Raw genomic sequence first — 15,853 nt, forward strand, 5'->3', positions numbered from 1 at the left:
TGCCAGCGCGCCAGGGAGCCCAGGCTGACCTGGCTGATATGGCGATCGTCCAGCTGCACCGGCACCAGTTTCAGCACCGGTGTGACCTGCCCGGTGCGACCGATGCGAAAGTCCACGTCGCGCACTTCGGCCAGTGCCTGGGAAAATGGGTACTTCCACGCTGCGATCCAATACGGCGCACGGGCCTGCCAGCGCTTGGCCGGTGGCCGGCTGTCCTGGCGCAGGATCACGCCGTCGGTGGCGAAGGGCAGTGCGGACCGGTACCAATGCTGGCGCCAGTGCTCGGCCTGCTGCGGCGTGTCGATGGCCGTGCTGTAGCGCAGGCTGTCGGCAAAGCCCAGCGCTGCCAGTTTGGCCAGGCGCTCGGCCTGATTGTCTGGGCCCTGTGGCCAGTCCCAGACGAACAGGCCGATGCGCCTGCCTTGCTCTGCGCCCAAGCGTGTGCGGGCCAGCAGCCCGGCCACGCTGCCGCGGGCATTGGCGCCGCCGGCCTCGGCCTGGACATGCCCCTGCAGGCGTAGGTACAGCTCACCCTGCAGCACCAGATCCAGGGATTGCGGCAGTTGACCAGGGAGGTTGCCGAGGTCGTCGATGTGGCGGCTCCAATCATGGCCATGGGTGCCGTCGCCGCGGCTGAGCAGGCGCACCAGGCGGCCCTGGCGGTAGACCAGGGTGGCGGCCACGCCATCGACTTTCGGCTGGATCCAGACGCCGGTTTTGCCGGCCATCCAGCGTTCGACGGCCTTGGCGTCGGGCAGTTTGCCCACGCCGGTGTGGATGACTGGGTGGGCGACCGCCCCCGCTGCAGTAGCCAGGGGCGGCAACGCGCCGGCGAGGGTGAAGCACCGTTGCAGGTATTGCAGGCGCTGGTGGCTCTGGTCATATAGCTCATCAGAGACCTGGGCGATGCCCAGGCGATGGTACTGGTCGTCCCAATCGGCCAGGGTTTCGCGCAGTTTCGCCGCCTCGGTCTCGGCGTATGCCGGTGTCCATTCGGGGCATCGTGCGGCTTGGGCGCTGGCGAGCGGCAGCACCAGGAAAAGGCTGAACAGCAGAAGCAGCGGCATGGCCAGCATCCTTGCGTGGCGAGGTGAAACCCTCAGCCTAGGCCGCTGTTCGCGTGTTGCCTCGGCGGCTTTGTCAGCCCATATGTCATGAAAAAGCCCCTGCCGATTACTCGGCAGGGGCTTTCTCAGGCCGCTGTAGGAAAATTACAGGCCGGCAGCGTCACGCAGCGACTGGGCGCGGTCGGTGCGCTCCCAGGTGAACGTGGTGAAGGTGTCGTCGCCGACGGTCTTCTGCTGTGGGGTACGGCCGAAGTGGCCGTAGGCAGCGGTTTCCTGGTACATCGGGTGGAGCAGGTCGAGCATGTTGGTGATGGCATACGGACGCAGGTCGAAGCACTCGCGGACCAGCTGCACGATCTTGTCGTCGGAGACCTTGCCGGTGCCGAAGGTGTTGATCGAGATGGAGGTCGGCTGGGCCACGCCGATGGCGTAGGACACCTGGATCTCGCAGCGCTCGGCCAGGCCGGCGGCGACGATGTTCTTGGCCACGTAGCGGCCGGCATAGGCGGCGGAACGGTCGACCTTGGACGGGTCCTTGCCGGAGAACGCGCCGCCCCCGTGGCGGGCCATGCCGCCGTAGGAGTCGACGATGATCTTGCGGCCAGTCAGGCCGCAGTCGCCCACTGGGCCGCCGATGATGAAGTTGCCGGTCGGGTTGATGTGGTACTGGGTGTCCTTGTGCAGCAGCTCGGCCGGCAGGGTGTGCTTGACGATCAGCTCCATGACCGCTTCCTGCAGGTCTTTCTGCGAGACCTCGGGGTTGTGCTGGGTCGACAGCACCACCGCGTCGATGCCGACCACCTTGCCGTTCTCGTAGCGGCAGGTGACCTGCGACTTGGCATCCGGGCGCAGCCACGGCAGCAGCTTGGACTTGCGCGCTTCGGCCTGGCGCTCGACCAGTCGGTGCGAGAAGCAGATCGGCGCCGGCATCAGCACGTCGGTCTCGTTGCTGGCGTAGCCGAACATCAGGCCCTGGTCGCCTGCGCCCTGGTCTTCCGGCTTGGAGCGGTCGACGCCTTGGGCGATGTCCACCGACTGCTTGCCGATGATGTTCATCACGGCACAGGTGGCGCCATCGAAGCCGACGTCCGAGCTGTTGTAGCCGATGTCGATGATGACCTTGCGCACCAGCTCTTCCAGGTCGACCCAGGCCGAGGTGGTGACTTCGCCAGCGATGATGGCGACACCGGTCTTGACCAAGGTTTCACAGGCAACGCGGGCGTACTTGTCCTGGGTGATGATGGCGTCCAGGACCGCGTCGGAAATCTGGTCGGCGATCTTGTCCGGATGCCCTTCGGACACGGACTCGGAGGTGAAAAGGGAGTATTCGCTCATCTCGACGGGTTCCTAAAATTTACCGGTGGTGAGTGTCGCCAGCCGTCCGCTGAAAATGGCGGACCTGGATCTGGAAACCGTTACGCAAGCCCACATAGAGGCTGTCCCCGGGGGCGAGCCCCGCTGCGTTGGCCCAACGGGCCAGTTCGTCCTGCTCGAAGCCCAGCCAGAGGTCGCCGCAGGCATCCCGCGCCCAGCTCTGGTCATGGCTGCACAGTTCGGTGATCAGCAGGCTGCCGCCCGCCGCCACCCGTTTGGCCAGCAGGCGCAGGGCCAGGGCTGGGTCGCTGAAATGGTGCAGCACCATGTTCAGCACAACGCAGTCGGCTTGCACATCCGTTGCACCCAGTGCATCGGCCAACTGCAGGTTTACGTTATCGAGGCCCTCGCGCTCGCACACCTGGCGCGCCAATTCGAGCATGGTTGGGCTGTTGTCCAGCGCCGTCACCTGGGCGAAGCGGCGCGCCAGGTCGGGGAGGAAGCCGCCGTCACCCGGGCCGACTTCCAGGGCGCTGGCGCTCGGCGCGAAGCTCAGGTTGTCGAGCAGGGCCAGGAGGCTCTCGCGGTATTGCGGGAGGCCGGCGATCAGGTCTTGCTGGGCGCGGAACTTTTCCTCGACGCGCAGGAAAAAGTCCTGGCTGGTGGCGGCACGGCGCTGCTGCACCTGGGCGATCCGCGCCTGGACGTCTTCCGCCAGGGCCAGTTCGTCGACTTCCTCGAGCAGCGCCGCGTGCAGGCGGCCGCCCAGGCGCAGGCTGTCGGGCAGGGCGCGGCGGTAGAAGATGGCGTTGCCCTCGCGGCGGGTGGCCACCAGCTCGGCCTGGGCCAGCACCTTGAGGTGGTGGCTCATGCCCGACTGGCCGACGTCGAAGATCTGCGCCAGCTCCAGCACGCCGAACGAGTCGCTGGCCAGGGCGCGCAGGACATTCAGGCGCAACTCGTCGCCACTGGCCTTGCACAGGGCGGCCAGTGCGTCGCTTTGCTGGAGGACGGGTTGCGCACGGAGGTTCATGACGCGGCAGTCTAGACAGGCAACGTGCCCCCGGCAAGGCCAATATCAAAAAGTTTTGATATTGGGCGATCAATGGAGCGAACGAAACAGGGTTGGCCTCGAATGCGGTTCTGGCACGCGATAAAACCGCACGATCCTTGCGGTTTTGTGTCGAAATGTGCGTGAAACACAGGAAAATCCCCCGACTGCGACCATACGTCATTGCCCAGAGGCCCGCCTGTGGGCGAAAATGGCCGCCTTTTTTCGTATCACCACCTATTCAAGCCCCAGGAGATTAGCGATGCCCAGCCGTCGTGAGCGTGCCAACGCCATTCGTGCCCTCAGCATGGATGCCGTGCAAAAGGCCAACAGCGGCCACCCAGGTGCCCCCATGGGCATGGCGGATATCGCCGAAGTGCTTTGGCGCGACTATCTGAAGCACAACCCGAGCAACCCCGATTTCGCCGACCGCGACCGCTTCGTGCTGTCCAACGGCCACGGCTCGATGCTGATCTACTCGCTGCTGCACCTGACTGGCTACGACCTGTCGATCGACGACCTCAAGGCGTTCCGCCAACTGCACAGCCGCACCCCGGGCCACCCGGAATACGGCTACACCCCAGGCGTCGAGACCACCACCGGCCCGCTCGGCCAGGGTATCGCCAACGCCGTGGGCTTCGCCTTGGCGGAAAAGGTCCTGGCGGCCCAGTTCAACCGTGAAGGCCACACCATCGTCGACCACAACACCTACGTGTTCCTCGGCGACGGCTGCATGATGGAAGGCATCTCCCACGAAGTCGCCTCGCTGGCCGGCACCCTGGGCCTGAACAAGCTGATCGCTTTCTACGACGACAACGGCATCTCCATCGACGGCGAAGTGCACGGCTGGTTCACCGACAACACCCCGGCGCGTTTCGAAGCCTACAACTGGCAGGTGATCCGCAACGTCAACGGCCACGATGCCGACGAGATCAAGATGGCCATCGAGACGGCGCGCAAGAGCGACCGTCCGACCCTGATCTGCTGCAAGACCATCATCGGTTTCGGCTCGCCGAACAAGCAGGGCAAGGAAGACTGCCACGGCGCGCCGCTGGGCAACGACGAAATCGCCCTGGCACGCAAGGAACTGAACTGGAACTACGGCCCGTTCGAAGTGCCTGCCGAGATCTACGCCGAGTGGGACGCCAAGGCCGCCGGTGCCAAGGCCGAAGCCGACTGGAACCAGCGTTTCGAAGCCTACGCCAAGGCCTACCCGGAGCTGGCTGCCGAATTCAAGCGCCGTGACAGCGGCGAGCTGCCGGCCGACTTCAGCGAGAAGGCCCAGGCCTACATCAATGAGGTCGCCGCCAAGGGTGAGACCATCGCCAGCCGCAAGGCCAGCCAGAACACCCTGAACGCCTTCGGCCCGATGCTGCCCGAGTTCCTTGGCGGCTCGGCCGACCTGGCAGGTTCCAACCTGACCCTGTGGAAAGGCTGCAAGGGCGTCGAAGCCAATGACGCCAGCGGCAACTACGTGTTCTACGGCGTGCGTGAGTTCGGTATGACCGCGATCATGAACGGCGTGGCTCTGCACGGCGGCCTGGTGCCTTACGGCGCCACCTTCCTGATGTTCATGGAGTACGCCCGCAACGCCGTGCGCATGTCGGCACTGATGAAGCAGCGGGTGATCCACGTCTACACCCACGACTCCATCGGCCTGGGCGAAGACGGCCCGACCCACCAGCCGATCGAGCAGCTGACCAGCCTGCGCAGCACCCCGAACCTGGACACCTGGCGCCCAGCCGACGCGGTCGAGTCGGCCGTGTCCTGGAAGCATGCCCTGGAGCGCAAGGACGGCCCATCGGCGCTGATCTTCTCGCGCCAGAACCTGCAGCATCAGCCACGCGACGCCCAGCAGATCGCCGACATCGAGCGCGGCGGCTACGTGCTCAAGGACTGCGCTGGCGAGCCTGAGCTGATCCTGATCGCCACCGGCTCCGAAGTGGGCCTGGCCATTCAGGCGCAAGCCCAGCTGACCGAGCAGGGCCGCAAGGTCCGCGTGGTGTCGATGCCATGCACCAGCGTGTTCGACGCCCAGGACGCCGGCTACAAGCAGTCCGTGCTGCCGGTCGAAGTCGGTGCGCGCATCGCCATCGAAGCGGCCCATGCCGACTTCTGGTACAAGTACGTCGGCCTCGAAGGTCGTATCATCGGCATGACCACCTACGGTGAGTCGGCTCCGGCCGCTGCGCTGTTCGAGGAATTCGGCTTCACCCTGGAGAACATCCTGGGTACTGCCGAAGAGCTGCTGGAAGACTGATGTAAAGATCTGCGGGCGGTGTCGTCCCTGATTCGCGGGCAAGCCCGCTCCCACAGAGGTTGCATGCGGCCCTGTGGGAGCGGGCTTGCCCGCGAATAGGGGCGGCGCCTCCACTATCGCAGGCTGACGACAATAGATCTGATTCGTGAGCGCCGAATGCCCCACCCGCGTCCCTACAAAGTTGCACTCAACGGTTACGGCCGCATCGGCCGCTGTGTCCTGCGCGCACTGTTCGAGCGAGGGGCGAAGGCCGGTTTCGAGATCGTCGCATTGAATGACCTGGCCGATCAGGCCAGCATCGAATACCTGACCCGCTTCGACTCCACCCACGGGCGCTTTCCCGGTGAGGTGAAGGTCGATGGCGACTGCCTGCACATCAATGGCGACTGCGTGAAGGTGTTGCGCAGTGCCACCCCTGAGGGCGTCGACTGGGCCGCCCTGGACATCGACCTGGTGCTGGAGTGCTCCGGCGCCTACCACACCCGTGCCGATGGCCAGCGCTTCCTCGATGCCGGCGCACCGCGGGTGCTGTTCTCGCAGCCGATGGCCAGCGAGGCCGATGTAGACGCCACGGTGGTCTACGGCATCAACCAGGATTGCCTGAGCGGCAGCGAGCGCCTGGTGTCCAACGCCTCTTGCACCACCAACTGTGGCGTGCCCCTGTTGCGCGTGCTGGATCAGGCGTTCGGCATCGAATACGTGCAGATCACCACCATCCACTCGGCCATGAACGACCAGCCGGTGATCGACGCCTACCACCACGAAGACCTACGCCGCACGCGCTCGGCCTTCCAGTCGGTGATACCGGTGTCGACGGGGCTGGCGCGCGGCATCGAACGGCTGCTTCCGGAACTTGCCGGGCGAATCCAGGCCAAAGCGGTACGCGTGCCGACCGTCAACGTCTCGTGCCTGGACATCACCCTGCAAACCGCACGCGACACCAACGCCGCTGAAGTGAACCAGGTCTTGCGCGAGGCTGCGCTGGAAGGTCCGCTGAAAGGCCTGCTGGCCTATACCGAGCTGCCGCATGCCAGCTGTGATTTCAACCACGACCCGCATTCGGCGATCGTCGATGCCAGCCAGACCCGCGTTTCCGGCCCTCGCCTGGTGAACCTGCTGGCCTGGTTCGACAACGAATGGGGGTTCGCCAACCGTATGCTCGACGTTGCACAGCACTACCTGCACGTCGTTCACCCAACCCGCACCAAACAGCCCTGAAGGACTGCATTCATGACCGTGTTGAAGATGACCGACCTCGACCTGCAAGGTAAGCGCGTACTGATTCGCGAAGACCTCAACGTACCTGTGAAGGACGGCGTGGTCGCCAGCGACGCGCGTATCCTGGCCGCGCTGCCGACCATCAAGCTGGCCCTGGAAAAGGGCGCGGCGGTCATGGTCTGCTCGCACCTGGGTCGCCCGACCGAAGGCGAGTTCTCGGCCGAGAACAGCCTCAAGCCGGTGGCCGAGTACCTGAGCAAGGCCCTGGGCCGCGACGTACCGCTGATCCAGGACTACCTCAGCGGTGTCGAGGTCAAGGCCGGTGACCTGGTGCTGTTCGAGAACGTGCGTTTCAACAAGGGCGAGAAGAAGAACGCCGATGAGCTGGCGCAGCAGTATGCCGGCCTGTGCGATGTGTTCGTCATGGACGCCTTCGGTACCGCCCACCGCGCCGAAGGCTCGACCCATGGTGTCGCCAAGTTCGCCAAGGTCGCTGCTGCTGGCCCGCTGCTGGCTGCCGAGCTGGATGCCCTGGGCAAGGCCCTGAAGGCACCGGCCAAGCCGATGGCGGCCATCGTCGCCGGCTCCAAGGTGTCGACCAAGCTGGATGTGCTGAACAGCCTGAGCTCGGTGTGTGACCAGCTGATCGTCGGCGGCGGTATCGCCAACACCTTCCTCGCCGCAGCCGGTCACCCGGTCGGCAAGTCGCTGTACGAAGCCGACCTGGTCGATACCGCCAAGGCCATCGCCGCCAAGGTCAGCGTGCCGCTGCCGGTCGACGTGGTGGTGGCCAAGGAATTCGCCGAGAGCGCCGCAGCGACCGTCAAGGCCATCGCCGACGTCGCGGATGACGACATGATCCTCGACATCGGCCCGCAGACCGCGGCCAACTTCGCCGAACTGTTGAAGTCGTCGAAGACCATCCTGTGGAACGGCCCGGTCGGCGTGTTCGAGTTCGATCAGTTCGGCAACGGTACCAAAGTGCTGGCCAAGGCCATCGCCGACAGCGCCGCGTTCTCCATTGCCGGTGGTGGCGATACCCTGGCTGCCATCGACAAGTATGGCGTTGGCAAGGATATCTCCTACATTTCTACCGGTGGTGGTGCGTTCCTCGAATTCGTCGAGGGCAAGGTCCTGCCAGCCGTGGCAATCCTGGAAGAGCGGGCCAAGGCCTGAAAATGACAGCGCCTGGCAAACGGAGCGACCTGATGGTCAAGCTATTGCCTTTGATGATCACCGCCGGTCTGCTGGGCGCCTGCTCCAGCAGCCCTTCCGCCGACGACCCGGCGCAGCCGCCCAAGGGGGGCTGCTACCAGTCGCAGTGGCAGGCCGAGACGGTGCCGGTGATCAACAAGCGCGTGGGCCCGGAGGGCCTGGAAAAGTACGACGAAGAACACCAGCGGCAGGCCCCAGGTTGCCCTTGATCGGTAATCGGGCAACCTAATCGGCATTTGGTGGTCTTGAACACAGGGGCCGCACCTCAGCCCCCCAGCGGAGTAATGTGATGAAAGCGCTGATGGCCTCCATGGCCCTGGCGACACTGGCAGGATGCTCGCTGCTGCAGCCGGCGCCAGAAGCCCCGGCTGACGACTGGACCCGCTGGGTCTGCGACAGCCAGGCCGAAGTGCTCTGGCGTTTCGCCGATACGCAACGTGACGCAGTCGATGTCCGCCTTGGCGGCGGCGACCAGGTCTATCGGCTCAAGGCCGAGCCGGGCGCTTCCGGCGCGCTTTACAGCGACGGCGTGCTGGCCTTCCACACCAAGGGTGAGGAAGGCCTGGTCTACTGGGTGGCGACCAACGATCTGATTGGGCGGGGCTGCAAGGCACCGTGACTGGCCGGGCCGCGTTGATGGCCCACACTACTTGAACAGCAACCGCCCCTGCGGCAGGCTTGCACGAAACAAACGACGCTTGTCGGGAGAGAGATACACAATGGCACTCATTAGCATGCGCCAGATGCTGGACCACGCCGCCGAGTTCGGTTACGGCGTTCCAGCTTTCAACGTCAACAACCTCGAGCAAATGCGCGCCATCATGGAAGCCGCCGACAAGACCGACTCCCCGGTCATCGTCCAGGCCTCGGCCGGTGCGCGCAAATACGCCGGCGCGCCGTTCCTGCGCCACCTGATCCTGGCGGCCATCGAGGAATTCCCGCACATCCCGGTGTGCATGCACCAGGACCACGGCACCAGCCCTGACGTGTGCCAGCGTTCCATCCAGCTGGGCTTCAGCTCGGTGATGATGGACGGCTCGCTGAAAGAGGACGGCAAGACCCCGTCCGACTACGACTACAACGTCCGCGTGACCCAGCAGACCGTGGCATTCGCCCACGCCTGCGGCGTATCGGTGGAAGGCGAGCTGGGCTGCCTGGGTAGCCTGGAAACCGGCCAGGCTGGCGAAGAAGACGGCGTCGGCGCCGAAGGCATCCTGGATCACAGCCAGATGCTGACCGACCCGGAAGAGGCCGCCGACTTCGTCAAGAAGACCCAGGTCGACGCCCTGGCTATCGCCATCGGCACTAGCCACGGCGCCTACAAGTTCACCAAGCCGCCAACCGGTGACATCCTGGCGATCGACCGTATCAAGGAAATCCACAAGCGCATCCCCGACACCCATCTGGTGATGCACGGTTCGTCCTCGGTGCCGCAGGACTGGCTGGCGATCATCAACGAGTACGGTGGCCAGATCAAGGAAACCTACGGCGTGCCGGTCGAAGAAATCGTCGAAGGCATCAAGTACGGCGTGCGCAAGGTCAACATCGATACCGACCTGCGCCTGGCCTCGACCGGTGCCATCCGCCGCTACATGGCCCAGCACCCGAGCGAGTTCGACCCACGCAAGTTCTTCGCCGAGACCGTGAAGGCCATGCGTGACGTGTGCATCGCCCGTTACGAAGCCTTCGGCACCGCCGGCAATGCCTCGAAGATCAAGCCGATCTCCCTGGAAGGCATGTTCCAGCGTTACGCCAAGGGTGAGCTGGCCGCCAAGGTCAACTGATCGGCGTTGCCGCTCGAACCCAAGAAAACCCGCAGCGATGCGGGTTTTTTTCGCCCGCAAGAAGCTGTCGGGTGCACATGGGTTGGCAACTCGACCGTTAGTCGGCTAGTTTCATGATTGATGGCTGATGGCCACTTCTTTGCGTTGCGAGTTTCCTGGCCAGCGCTAGAGTAATCAATCGGATCCAATTGCAAGTCGAAGTCGATCTAACAAGAGATGCAGCATGGATGGCGCCAACTCTCTCCCCCCGGAAAACCGCTCGGTCCTTCTGGTGGTGGACGATTACCCCGAGAATCTCATCAGCATGCGGGCCCTGTTGGCTCGTCAGGATTGGCAGGTCGTCACCGCAAGCTCGGGGATGGAAGCGCTGAGCGCGCTGCTCGAATTTGAGGTCGACCTGGTATTGCTGGACGTACAGATGCCGGAGATGGACGGCTTCGAGGTCGCCCGGTTGATGCGCGGCAGCCAGCGCACCCAGCTCACCCCGATCATTTTCCTCACCGCCAACGAGCAATCCGACGCCGCCGTGCTCAAGGGCTACGCCAGTGGCGCGGTGGACTACCTGTTCAAGCCGTTCGATCCGCAGATCCTCAAGCCCAAGGTCCAGGCCCTGCTCGACCAGCAGCGCAACCGGCGCAGGCTGCAGCGGCTGACCCGTGAGCTGGAGGCGGCGCGGGCCTTCAATGCGTCGATCCTGGAGAACGCCGCCGAAGGTATTCTGGTGGTCGATGAGCAAGGTGTCATCGGCTTTGCCAATCCGGCGATCTGCAGGTTGCTGGAAACGCCCGTGGAGCAGCTCCAGGGCGCCCAACTGCTGGACCTGTTGCCGGTGCCCGGCGGTGGCTCGTGGAGCGAGTCGGATTTCCATGGCGCCTACCAGGCCAGGCAGATTTTCCGTGTGCACGACGCCCACTTTCGCACCCATGGCGGCCAACTGGTGCCGGTGGCGCTCTCTTGCGCGCCTTTGCCGGCCGAGCAGCGCGCCATGGTGGTCACCGTGCTCGATATGTCGGCGGTGCGCAACCTGCACCAGCAGCTGGAATACCAGGCGGTGACCGACCCCCTGACTGGCCTGCTCAATCGACGCGGTTTCTACCAGGCAGCCGAAAGCGTGCTGCTGCGCAACGAACGTTCGGAGAAGGCCCAGGCACTGATGTACATGGACCTGGACGGCTTCAAGCGGATCAATGACTCGCTAGGCCACGAGACCGGCGACCACGTGTTGCGCTGGGTGGCCGGACAGCTCAAGGATTGCCTCGGCAGCGAGGCGTTGCTGGCGCGCATGGGCGGTGATGAGTTCACCGCGTTGTTCGACGGCCTGCCTTATCCCGAACAGGCCGGGCGTTTTGCCGAAAAACTGCTCGAGCGCATGTCGGTGTGCCAACAGGTCAATGGCCTGGACCTGAGCCTTGGGGTCAGTATCGGCATCGCCACCTATCCTGATTGCGGCGCCACTGTCGAAGGCCTGCTGCGCGCCGCGGATGCTGCCATGTACGCCGCCAAGCAGGCTGGGCGCCAGCAGTACCGCTTCTATGACCAGGAGCTCAACGGCCGGGCCCGCTCTCGGCTGATGCTCGAGACCAGCGTGCGCAGTGCCATCGAGCAGCGCGAGTTCAGCCTGGTCTATCAACCGCAGGTGGGCTTTGCCGATGGTCGCGTGCGTGGCTTCGAGGCCCTGTTGCGTTGGAACCACCCCAGTGTCGGCGACGTGCCGCCTGGTTTGTTCATCCCCTTGTTGGAAGAGGCGCGGCTGATCAGCCGCCTGGCCAGCTGGATCTACCGGCAGGGCGCGGCGCAGCGCCAGGCCTGGTGCGAGCGTTTCCCCGCGGATCTGGTGCTGGGGATAAGCCTGAGTCGGGCGCAATTCACCATGCCCAACCTGGCCGAGGAACTGCGCCAGGTGATCGAGGCTTGCGGGTTGGTGCCGGCGCAACTGGAAGTGGAGATTGCCGAGACCTCGCTGATGTACAACATCGATGCCGCAGTGAAGCAGGTGCATCGCCTGCGTGCGCTGGGTGTGCGCGTGGCGCTGGATGATTTTGGCGCGGGCGACTGTTCGTTGCGGATGATCCGCGACCTGCCCATCGATACCCTCAAGCTCGACCGCCACCTGGTGGAGCGATTGCCGGACTCGGCGCCGGACGCGGCGTTGCTGCGCAGCGTCATTGCCCTGTGCGACGAGTACCGCATCACGGTGATCGCCGAGGGTGTGGAATCCCTGGCCCAGGCTGCTTGGCTCAAGGCCAATGGCTGTGGCTATGTACAAGGGTTTCTGGTGGCCCACCCGATGACCGCGACCGACGCCGGTGCCTTTGCGCCGATTTTCTCCTGGCCGGCCCTGTAGTTGGATAAACTCGCGTCTGTTATCGACGAATCCCAGGCCATGACCGTCTTACGCTACCTGCAAGCCTACCCGCCGCACCTCCAGGAGCAGGTCCGCCAGATGATCGACAGCGATCGCCTGGGCGAGTACCTGCAACGTCGGTATTCCGAACGCCATGAGGTGCAGAGCGACAGGGCGCTGTACGACTACGCCCAGTGCCTGCGCCAGCAGTACCTGCGCAGTGCGCCAAGCCTCGACAAGGTGCTGTTCGACAACCGCCTGGACCTTACCCACCGCGCCCTCGGCCTGAACACCGCGGTGTCACGCGTGCAGGGGGGCAAGCTCAAGGCCAAGAAGGAAATCCGCATCGCCTCGCTGTTCAAGGACGCCGCGCCGCAGTTCCTGCGCATGATCGTGGTGCACGAACTGGCCCACCTGCGCGAGCGAGACCACAACAAGGCGTTCTACCAGCTCTGCCAGCACATGGAGCCGGACTACCACCAACTGGAATTCGACCTGCGCGTCTACCTGACCTATCGGGAGTTGCCGGGCAACGCTTGAGGACCATGCAGCATGGAAGTGAGCAAGACCAAGAGCAGTTTCTATCGGCGCCTGTACGTGGCTTGGCTGATCGACAGCCAGACCGCCACCAGTGTCCCGGCGCTGATGGAGGCCACCGGCATGCCGCGGCGCACCGCTCAGGACACCATCCTGGCACTGGCCGACCTGGACATCGCCTGCGAATTCGAGCAGCAGGAAGGCGCGCGCAACCATGCCGGGCACTACCGCATCCATGACTGGGGGGCGATCGACAAGCAGTGGATCATCCAGCACCTGCGGCAGATCCGCGAGGTGCTGGGGTATCCCTGATTCTCAGCCTTTGCGCATGCCGATATGGGGAATGCCGTCCTCGAGGTATTGCTCGCCGGCCACTTCGAAACCGTGCTGGGCATAGAAGCCTTGCAGGTGTGCTTGCGCCGACAGGTACACCGGCGTGCCGGGCCAGCAGTGTTCGGCGGCCTCCAGGCCCTTGAGCAAGAGCGGGTGGCCGAGTTTCGCGCCGCGCGCCTGGGGTGAGGTCACCACCCGGCCAATGACCACGTCGCCGCCCTGGGACTGCGGGTCGAGCAGGCGCAGGTAGGCCACCAACTGGTCGTCCTGCCAGCCCATCAGGTGCAGGGTGTCGCCGGTCAGGTCCTGGCCGTCGACTTCCTGGTAGGCGCAATGTTGCTCGACCACGAACACTTCGGTGCGCAACTGCAGGATGGCATAGAGCTGTTCCTTGCTCAGGTCGGTGTGGTGCTTGCAGATCCAGTCGGCGGACATTGGCGTGGCTCCTGAAAAGATAATCGATCATCGCAAATCGGTGCGACGGCGACGAGCGGATCAATGCGTCATGTCATGTCGTGCGAGGTTCGGCGCCAGCCGGCGCGCTTTCTTTTATCAGGTGCGCGGCCATGGTTCGCAACGGTGCCAGCTGCCGGCAGATCAGCGCCAGTTGGGTCTGCACCAGGCGCTGGTGCTCGTCGAGTTCCTCGGGCATCTGCTCCAGTTCGTTGGCCAGGGTTTCCTCGGCATCGCTGTGGATGGCCACCGGCAAGCGCGCCGCCAGGCCATTGGCGATCTCGTCCAGGCTGTTGGCCAGGCTCTGCCCGGCACCCTCGATCAACTGTTCCTGGACCTCGGCCGGCAGCGCCGTGTCGCGGTGCGCGCCGAGGCCCGAGAGGTAGCTCAGCAAGGTGTGCGACAGCACCAGGAAGCGGAAGCCCACGTCGGCTTCCTTGCGAAAGTGCCCGGGCTCCATGAGCATGTTGGCCAGGGTGGTGGAGAGCGCAGCGTCGGCGTTGTGGGCGTTGCGCCGGGCCAGGCGGTAGGCCAGGTCGTCGCGCTTGCCATGGGCGTACTGCTGCATGATCTGGCGCAGGTACACGCTGGCGCAGGCCAGGGTATTGGCCAGGGCCTTGTTCAGGCGCCGTCCCTGCCAGTCGGGCAGGAACAGGAATACCGCGAGGATGGCGATCAGGCTGCCCACCAACGTATCGAACAGGCGCGGCAGGAACAGGCCGTAGCCGTCGCCGATCTGGTTGAAGCAGAACAGCACCATCAGAGTGATCGCGGCGGTGGCCAGGGTGTAGCGGGTGGTGCGGTTGACGAAGAACAGCACCCCGGCGATCACGGCGAACAGCGATTGGATGATCGGGTTGGGGAACAGGTCGAACAGCGCCCAGCCCACGGTCAGGCCGATGGCCGTGCCAAATACCCGCTGCACCAGCTTGCGCCGGGTCGCACCGTAGTTCGGCTGGCAGACGAACAGTGTGGTGAGGATGATCCAGTAGCCCTGGGTGGGGTGGATCAGGTGCACCATGCCGTAGCCGATCGACAGCGCCAGCGGCAGGCGCAAAGCGTGGCGGAACAGCAACGAGGTTGGCGTGAGCTGGGTGCGCAGGCGCGTCCAGACATCCTTGAAGTTGCGCGGCGAGCGGTCCAGCAGGCTGCTGTCGCTGGCGTCGGCGAGGCTGTCGGGATTGCTGGCGGCGCCGAGCAGGCGGTCAAGGGTGGCCAGGTTGGCGGCCAGCGCGCGCAGCGAGCGCAGCAGCCCTCGCCAGGCTGGGTTGTTCTGCAGGCGCAGGTGCTCCAGCGACGCGTCCAGGTCTTCCAGCGCTTCGGCGAAACCGCTGGCCAGTACGAAGGGCTGGCGCAGGCGGATAGAGCGGGCCAATTCCTGGCACGAGGCGCCTTGCTTGCGCAGCAGGCGTTGGCAGCGGAACATCACATCGCTGTGGAAGAAGGCTTCGGTCAAGGCGTTGTAGGGGTAGTGCGAGGCGCTGACCCGCTCATGGATGTCCTGGGCCAGGAAGTACAGCTTGAGGTAACGGCTGACCTTGGAGTTCGGCTGGCTGTTGCCGACCCGGTGCAGGATGATTTCCTTGGCAGCGTTCAGCGCCGCCACCACCTTGCCGTTCTGCTGCGCCAGCTCCAGGCGCCGGGCCTCGACGTCGAGGTTGCGGATCGGTTCGAACAGGCTGGCCTTGAGCTTCAGGTAGCTACCCAGCTCGTAGAACAGCCTGGCCAGGCTCTGCTGTACTGGCTGGTTGGAGAACAGCAGCTGCCACAGCACCGACAGCAGGCCATACCAGGCGGCTCCGGCCACCAGCAGCATCGGTTCATGCCAGAAGTCGGTGACCTGGCCGCCGCGTTGGTCCACGCCGATCATGGTGTACACCGCGGTGATCAGGGTGGCCGAGGCGATCGCCCCGTAGCGCTCGCCCAGCGCCCCGAGCATGGTCAGGCCGAAGGCCGCCAGGGCCAAGGCGATGGCGAAGATCCAGGGGTAGGGGAACAACAGCTCCACGGCCAAGGCGGCGATGGCGAAACACACCAGGGTGACGGCCAGGGCGCTGAGACGGCCCTGCCAGCTGTCGTCGGTCTCGGCCAGGGCACTGGCGATGATGCCGAGAAACAGCGGGATCAGCAGGGCCATCTCGTCCTGGTACCAGCACAGGGCCAGGCTGCCGGTGAGGGCGATGGTCACCCGGATGCTGTAGCTGAACTTGTCTTGGCCCCACAGGCGACGCAGTGACTGACGGAACGAGCTCGATGACATGATGGCCTGCTGGGCAG

13 protein-coding genes and 1 pseudogene are annotated in these 15,853 nt (G+C 64.8%); 9 read left to right on the forward strand and 5 right to left on the reverse strand.

Annotated features, from left to right (window positions below; genetic code table 11):
- From IAE37_RS03765 to IAE37_RS03775, 3 genes and pseudogenes are all read right to left on the reverse strand, one after another.
- Positions 1–1,067, reverse strand: a pseudogene (locus IAE37_RS03765) (NAD-dependent DNA ligase LigB); the annotation flags it as partial.
- A gap of 144 nt (positions 1,068–1,211) precedes the next feature.
- On the reverse strand, positions 1,212–2,402 hold the full coding sequence (gene metK / locus IAE37_RS03770) for a methionine adenosyltransferase (protein ID WP_201169412.1): 1,191 nt from the start codon (positions 2,400–2,402) through the stop codon (positions 1,212–1,214).
- A 19-nt stretch (positions 2,403–2,421) separates the two neighbouring features.
- Positions 2,422–3,414, reverse strand: coding sequence for an ArsR/SmtB family transcription factor (locus tag IAE37_RS03775; RefSeq protein WP_201169414.1), 993 nt, complete (start codon positions 3,412–3,414; stop codon positions 2,422–2,424).
- 280 nt (positions 3,415–3,694) lie between these two features.
- Between IAE37_RS03775 and tkt the strand changes: the two genes are divergently transcribed.
- The 9 genes from tkt (at position 3,695) to IAE37_RS03820 (ending at position 13,102) form a co-directional block, all read left to right on the forward strand.
- A complete protein-coding gene (tkt, locus tag IAE37_RS03780) occupies positions 3,695–5,692 on the forward strand; it encodes a transketolase (RefSeq protein ID WP_201169416.1) in 1,998 nt (665 codons plus the stop codon).
- 156 nt (positions 5,693–5,848) lie between these two features.
- Positions 5,849–6,910, forward strand: a complete 1,062-nt coding sequence (gene epd, locus IAE37_RS03785; protein WP_201169419.1) for an erythrose-4-phosphate dehydrogenase — start codon at positions 5,849–5,851, stop codon at positions 6,908–6,910.
- Between the two features lie 12 nt (positions 6,911–6,922).
- Entirely contained in the window at positions 6,923–8,086 is a 1,164-nt protein-coding gene (locus IAE37_RS03790; protein ID WP_201169422.1) for a phosphoglycerate kinase, read from the forward strand.
- Between the two features lie 32 nt (positions 8,087–8,118).
- Positions 8,119–8,334, forward strand: coding sequence for a hypothetical protein (locus IAE37_RS03795; RefSeq protein WP_201169425.1), 216 nt, complete (start codon positions 8,119–8,121; stop codon positions 8,332–8,334).
- Between the two features lie 80 nt (positions 8,335–8,414).
- Entirely contained in the window at positions 8,415–8,744 is a 330-nt protein-coding gene (locus IAE37_RS03800) for an MliC family protein (protein ID WP_201169428.1), read from the forward strand.
- Between the two features lie 100 nt (positions 8,745–8,844).
- Positions 8,845–9,909: a class II fructose-bisphosphate aldolase gene (gene fba / locus IAE37_RS03805; protein WP_201169432.1), complete on the forward strand. Its 1,065-nt coding sequence runs from the start codon at positions 8,845–8,847 to the stop codon at positions 9,907–9,909.
- Between the two features lie 223 nt (positions 9,910–10,132).
- Complete coding sequence (locus IAE37_RS03810; RefSeq protein WP_201169435.1) at positions 10,133–12,253, forward strand: putative bifunctional diguanylate cyclase/phosphodiesterase; 2,121 nt, start codon at positions 10,133–10,135, stop codon at positions 12,251–12,253.
- A 39-nt stretch (positions 12,254–12,292) separates the two neighbouring features.
- Positions 12,293–12,793 carry a M48 metallopeptidase family protein gene (locus tag IAE37_RS03815; RefSeq protein ID WP_201169438.1) on the forward strand — a complete coding sequence of 167 codons (501 nt, stop codon included), beginning with the start codon at positions 12,293–12,295 and terminating at the stop codon, positions 12,791–12,793.
- A 12-nt stretch (positions 12,794–12,805) separates the two neighbouring features.
- The gene (locus IAE37_RS03820; RefSeq protein WP_201169440.1) at positions 12,806–13,102 is read left to right on the forward strand and encodes a winged helix-turn-helix domain-containing protein; all 297 of its coding nucleotides are present in this window, start codon (positions 12,806–12,808) and stop codon (positions 13,100–13,102) included.
- Positions 13,103–13,105: 3 nt separating this feature from the next.
- On the opposite strand, the gene IAE37_RS03825 is transcribed toward IAE37_RS03820, so the two are convergent.
- Both IAE37_RS03825 and yccS read right to left on the reverse strand, forming a co-directional pair.
- Positions 13,106–13,558, reverse strand: coding sequence for a GNAT family N-acetyltransferase (locus IAE37_RS03825; protein ID WP_201169442.1), 453 nt, complete (start codon positions 13,556–13,558; stop codon positions 13,106–13,108).
- Between the two features lie 73 nt (positions 13,559–13,631).
- Complete coding sequence (yccS, locus tag IAE37_RS03830; protein WP_201169444.1) at positions 13,632–15,836, reverse strand: YccS family putative transporter; 2,205 nt, start codon at positions 15,834–15,836, stop codon at positions 13,632–13,634.
- Between the last annotated feature and the right edge of the window lie 17 nt (positions 15,837–15,853).

It is taken from the genome of Pseudomonas sp. S31 (assembly GCF_016648105.1).
Classification (GTDB): Bacteria; Pseudomonadota; Gammaproteobacteria; order Pseudomonadales; family Pseudomonadaceae; genus Aquipseudomonas.

Coding starts and splice junctions, on each gene's coding strand:
- metK (WP_201169412.1), bottom strand. CDS start 2,402: ATGAGCGAATACTCCCTTTTCACCTCCGAGTCCGTGTCCGAAGGGCAT.
- IAE37_RS03775 (WP_201169414.1), bottom strand. CDS start 3,414: ATGAACCTCCGTGCGCAACCCGTCCTCCAGCAAAGCGACGCACTGGCC.
- tkt (WP_201169416.1), top strand. CDS start 3,695: ATGCCCAGCCGTCGTGAGCGTGCCAACGCCATTCGTGCCCTCAGCATG.
- epd (WP_201169419.1), top strand. CDS start 5,849: ATGCCCCACCCGCGTCCCTACAAAGTTGCACTCAACGGTTACGGCCGC.
- IAE37_RS03790 (WP_201169422.1), top strand. CDS start 6,923: ATGACCGTGTTGAAGATGACCGACCTCGACCTGCAAGGTAAGCGCGTA.
- IAE37_RS03795 (WP_201169425.1), top strand. CDS start 8,119: ATGGTCAAGCTATTGCCTTTGATGATCACCGCCGGTCTGCTGGGCGCC.
- IAE37_RS03800 (WP_201169428.1), top strand. CDS start 8,415: ATGAAAGCGCTGATGGCCTCCATGGCCCTGGCGACACTGGCAGGATGC.
- fba (WP_201169432.1), top strand. CDS start 8,845: ATGGCACTCATTAGCATGCGCCAGATGCTGGACCACGCCGCCGAGTTC.
- IAE37_RS03810 (WP_201169435.1), top strand. CDS start 10,133: ATGGATGGCGCCAACTCTCTCCCCCCGGAAAACCGCTCGGTCCTTCTG.
- IAE37_RS03815 (WP_201169438.1), top strand. CDS start 12,293: ATGACCGTCTTACGCTACCTGCAAGCCTACCCGCCGCACCTCCAGGAG.
- IAE37_RS03820 (WP_201169440.1), top strand. CDS start 12,806: ATGGAAGTGAGCAAGACCAAGAGCAGTTTCTATCGGCGCCTGTACGTG.
- IAE37_RS03825 (WP_201169442.1), bottom strand. CDS start 13,558: ATGTCCGCCGACTGGATCTGCAAGCACCACACCGACCTGAGCAAGGAA.
- yccS (WP_201169444.1), bottom strand. CDS start 15,836: ATGTCATCGAGCTCGTTCCGTCAGTCACTGCGTCGCCTGTGGGGCCAA.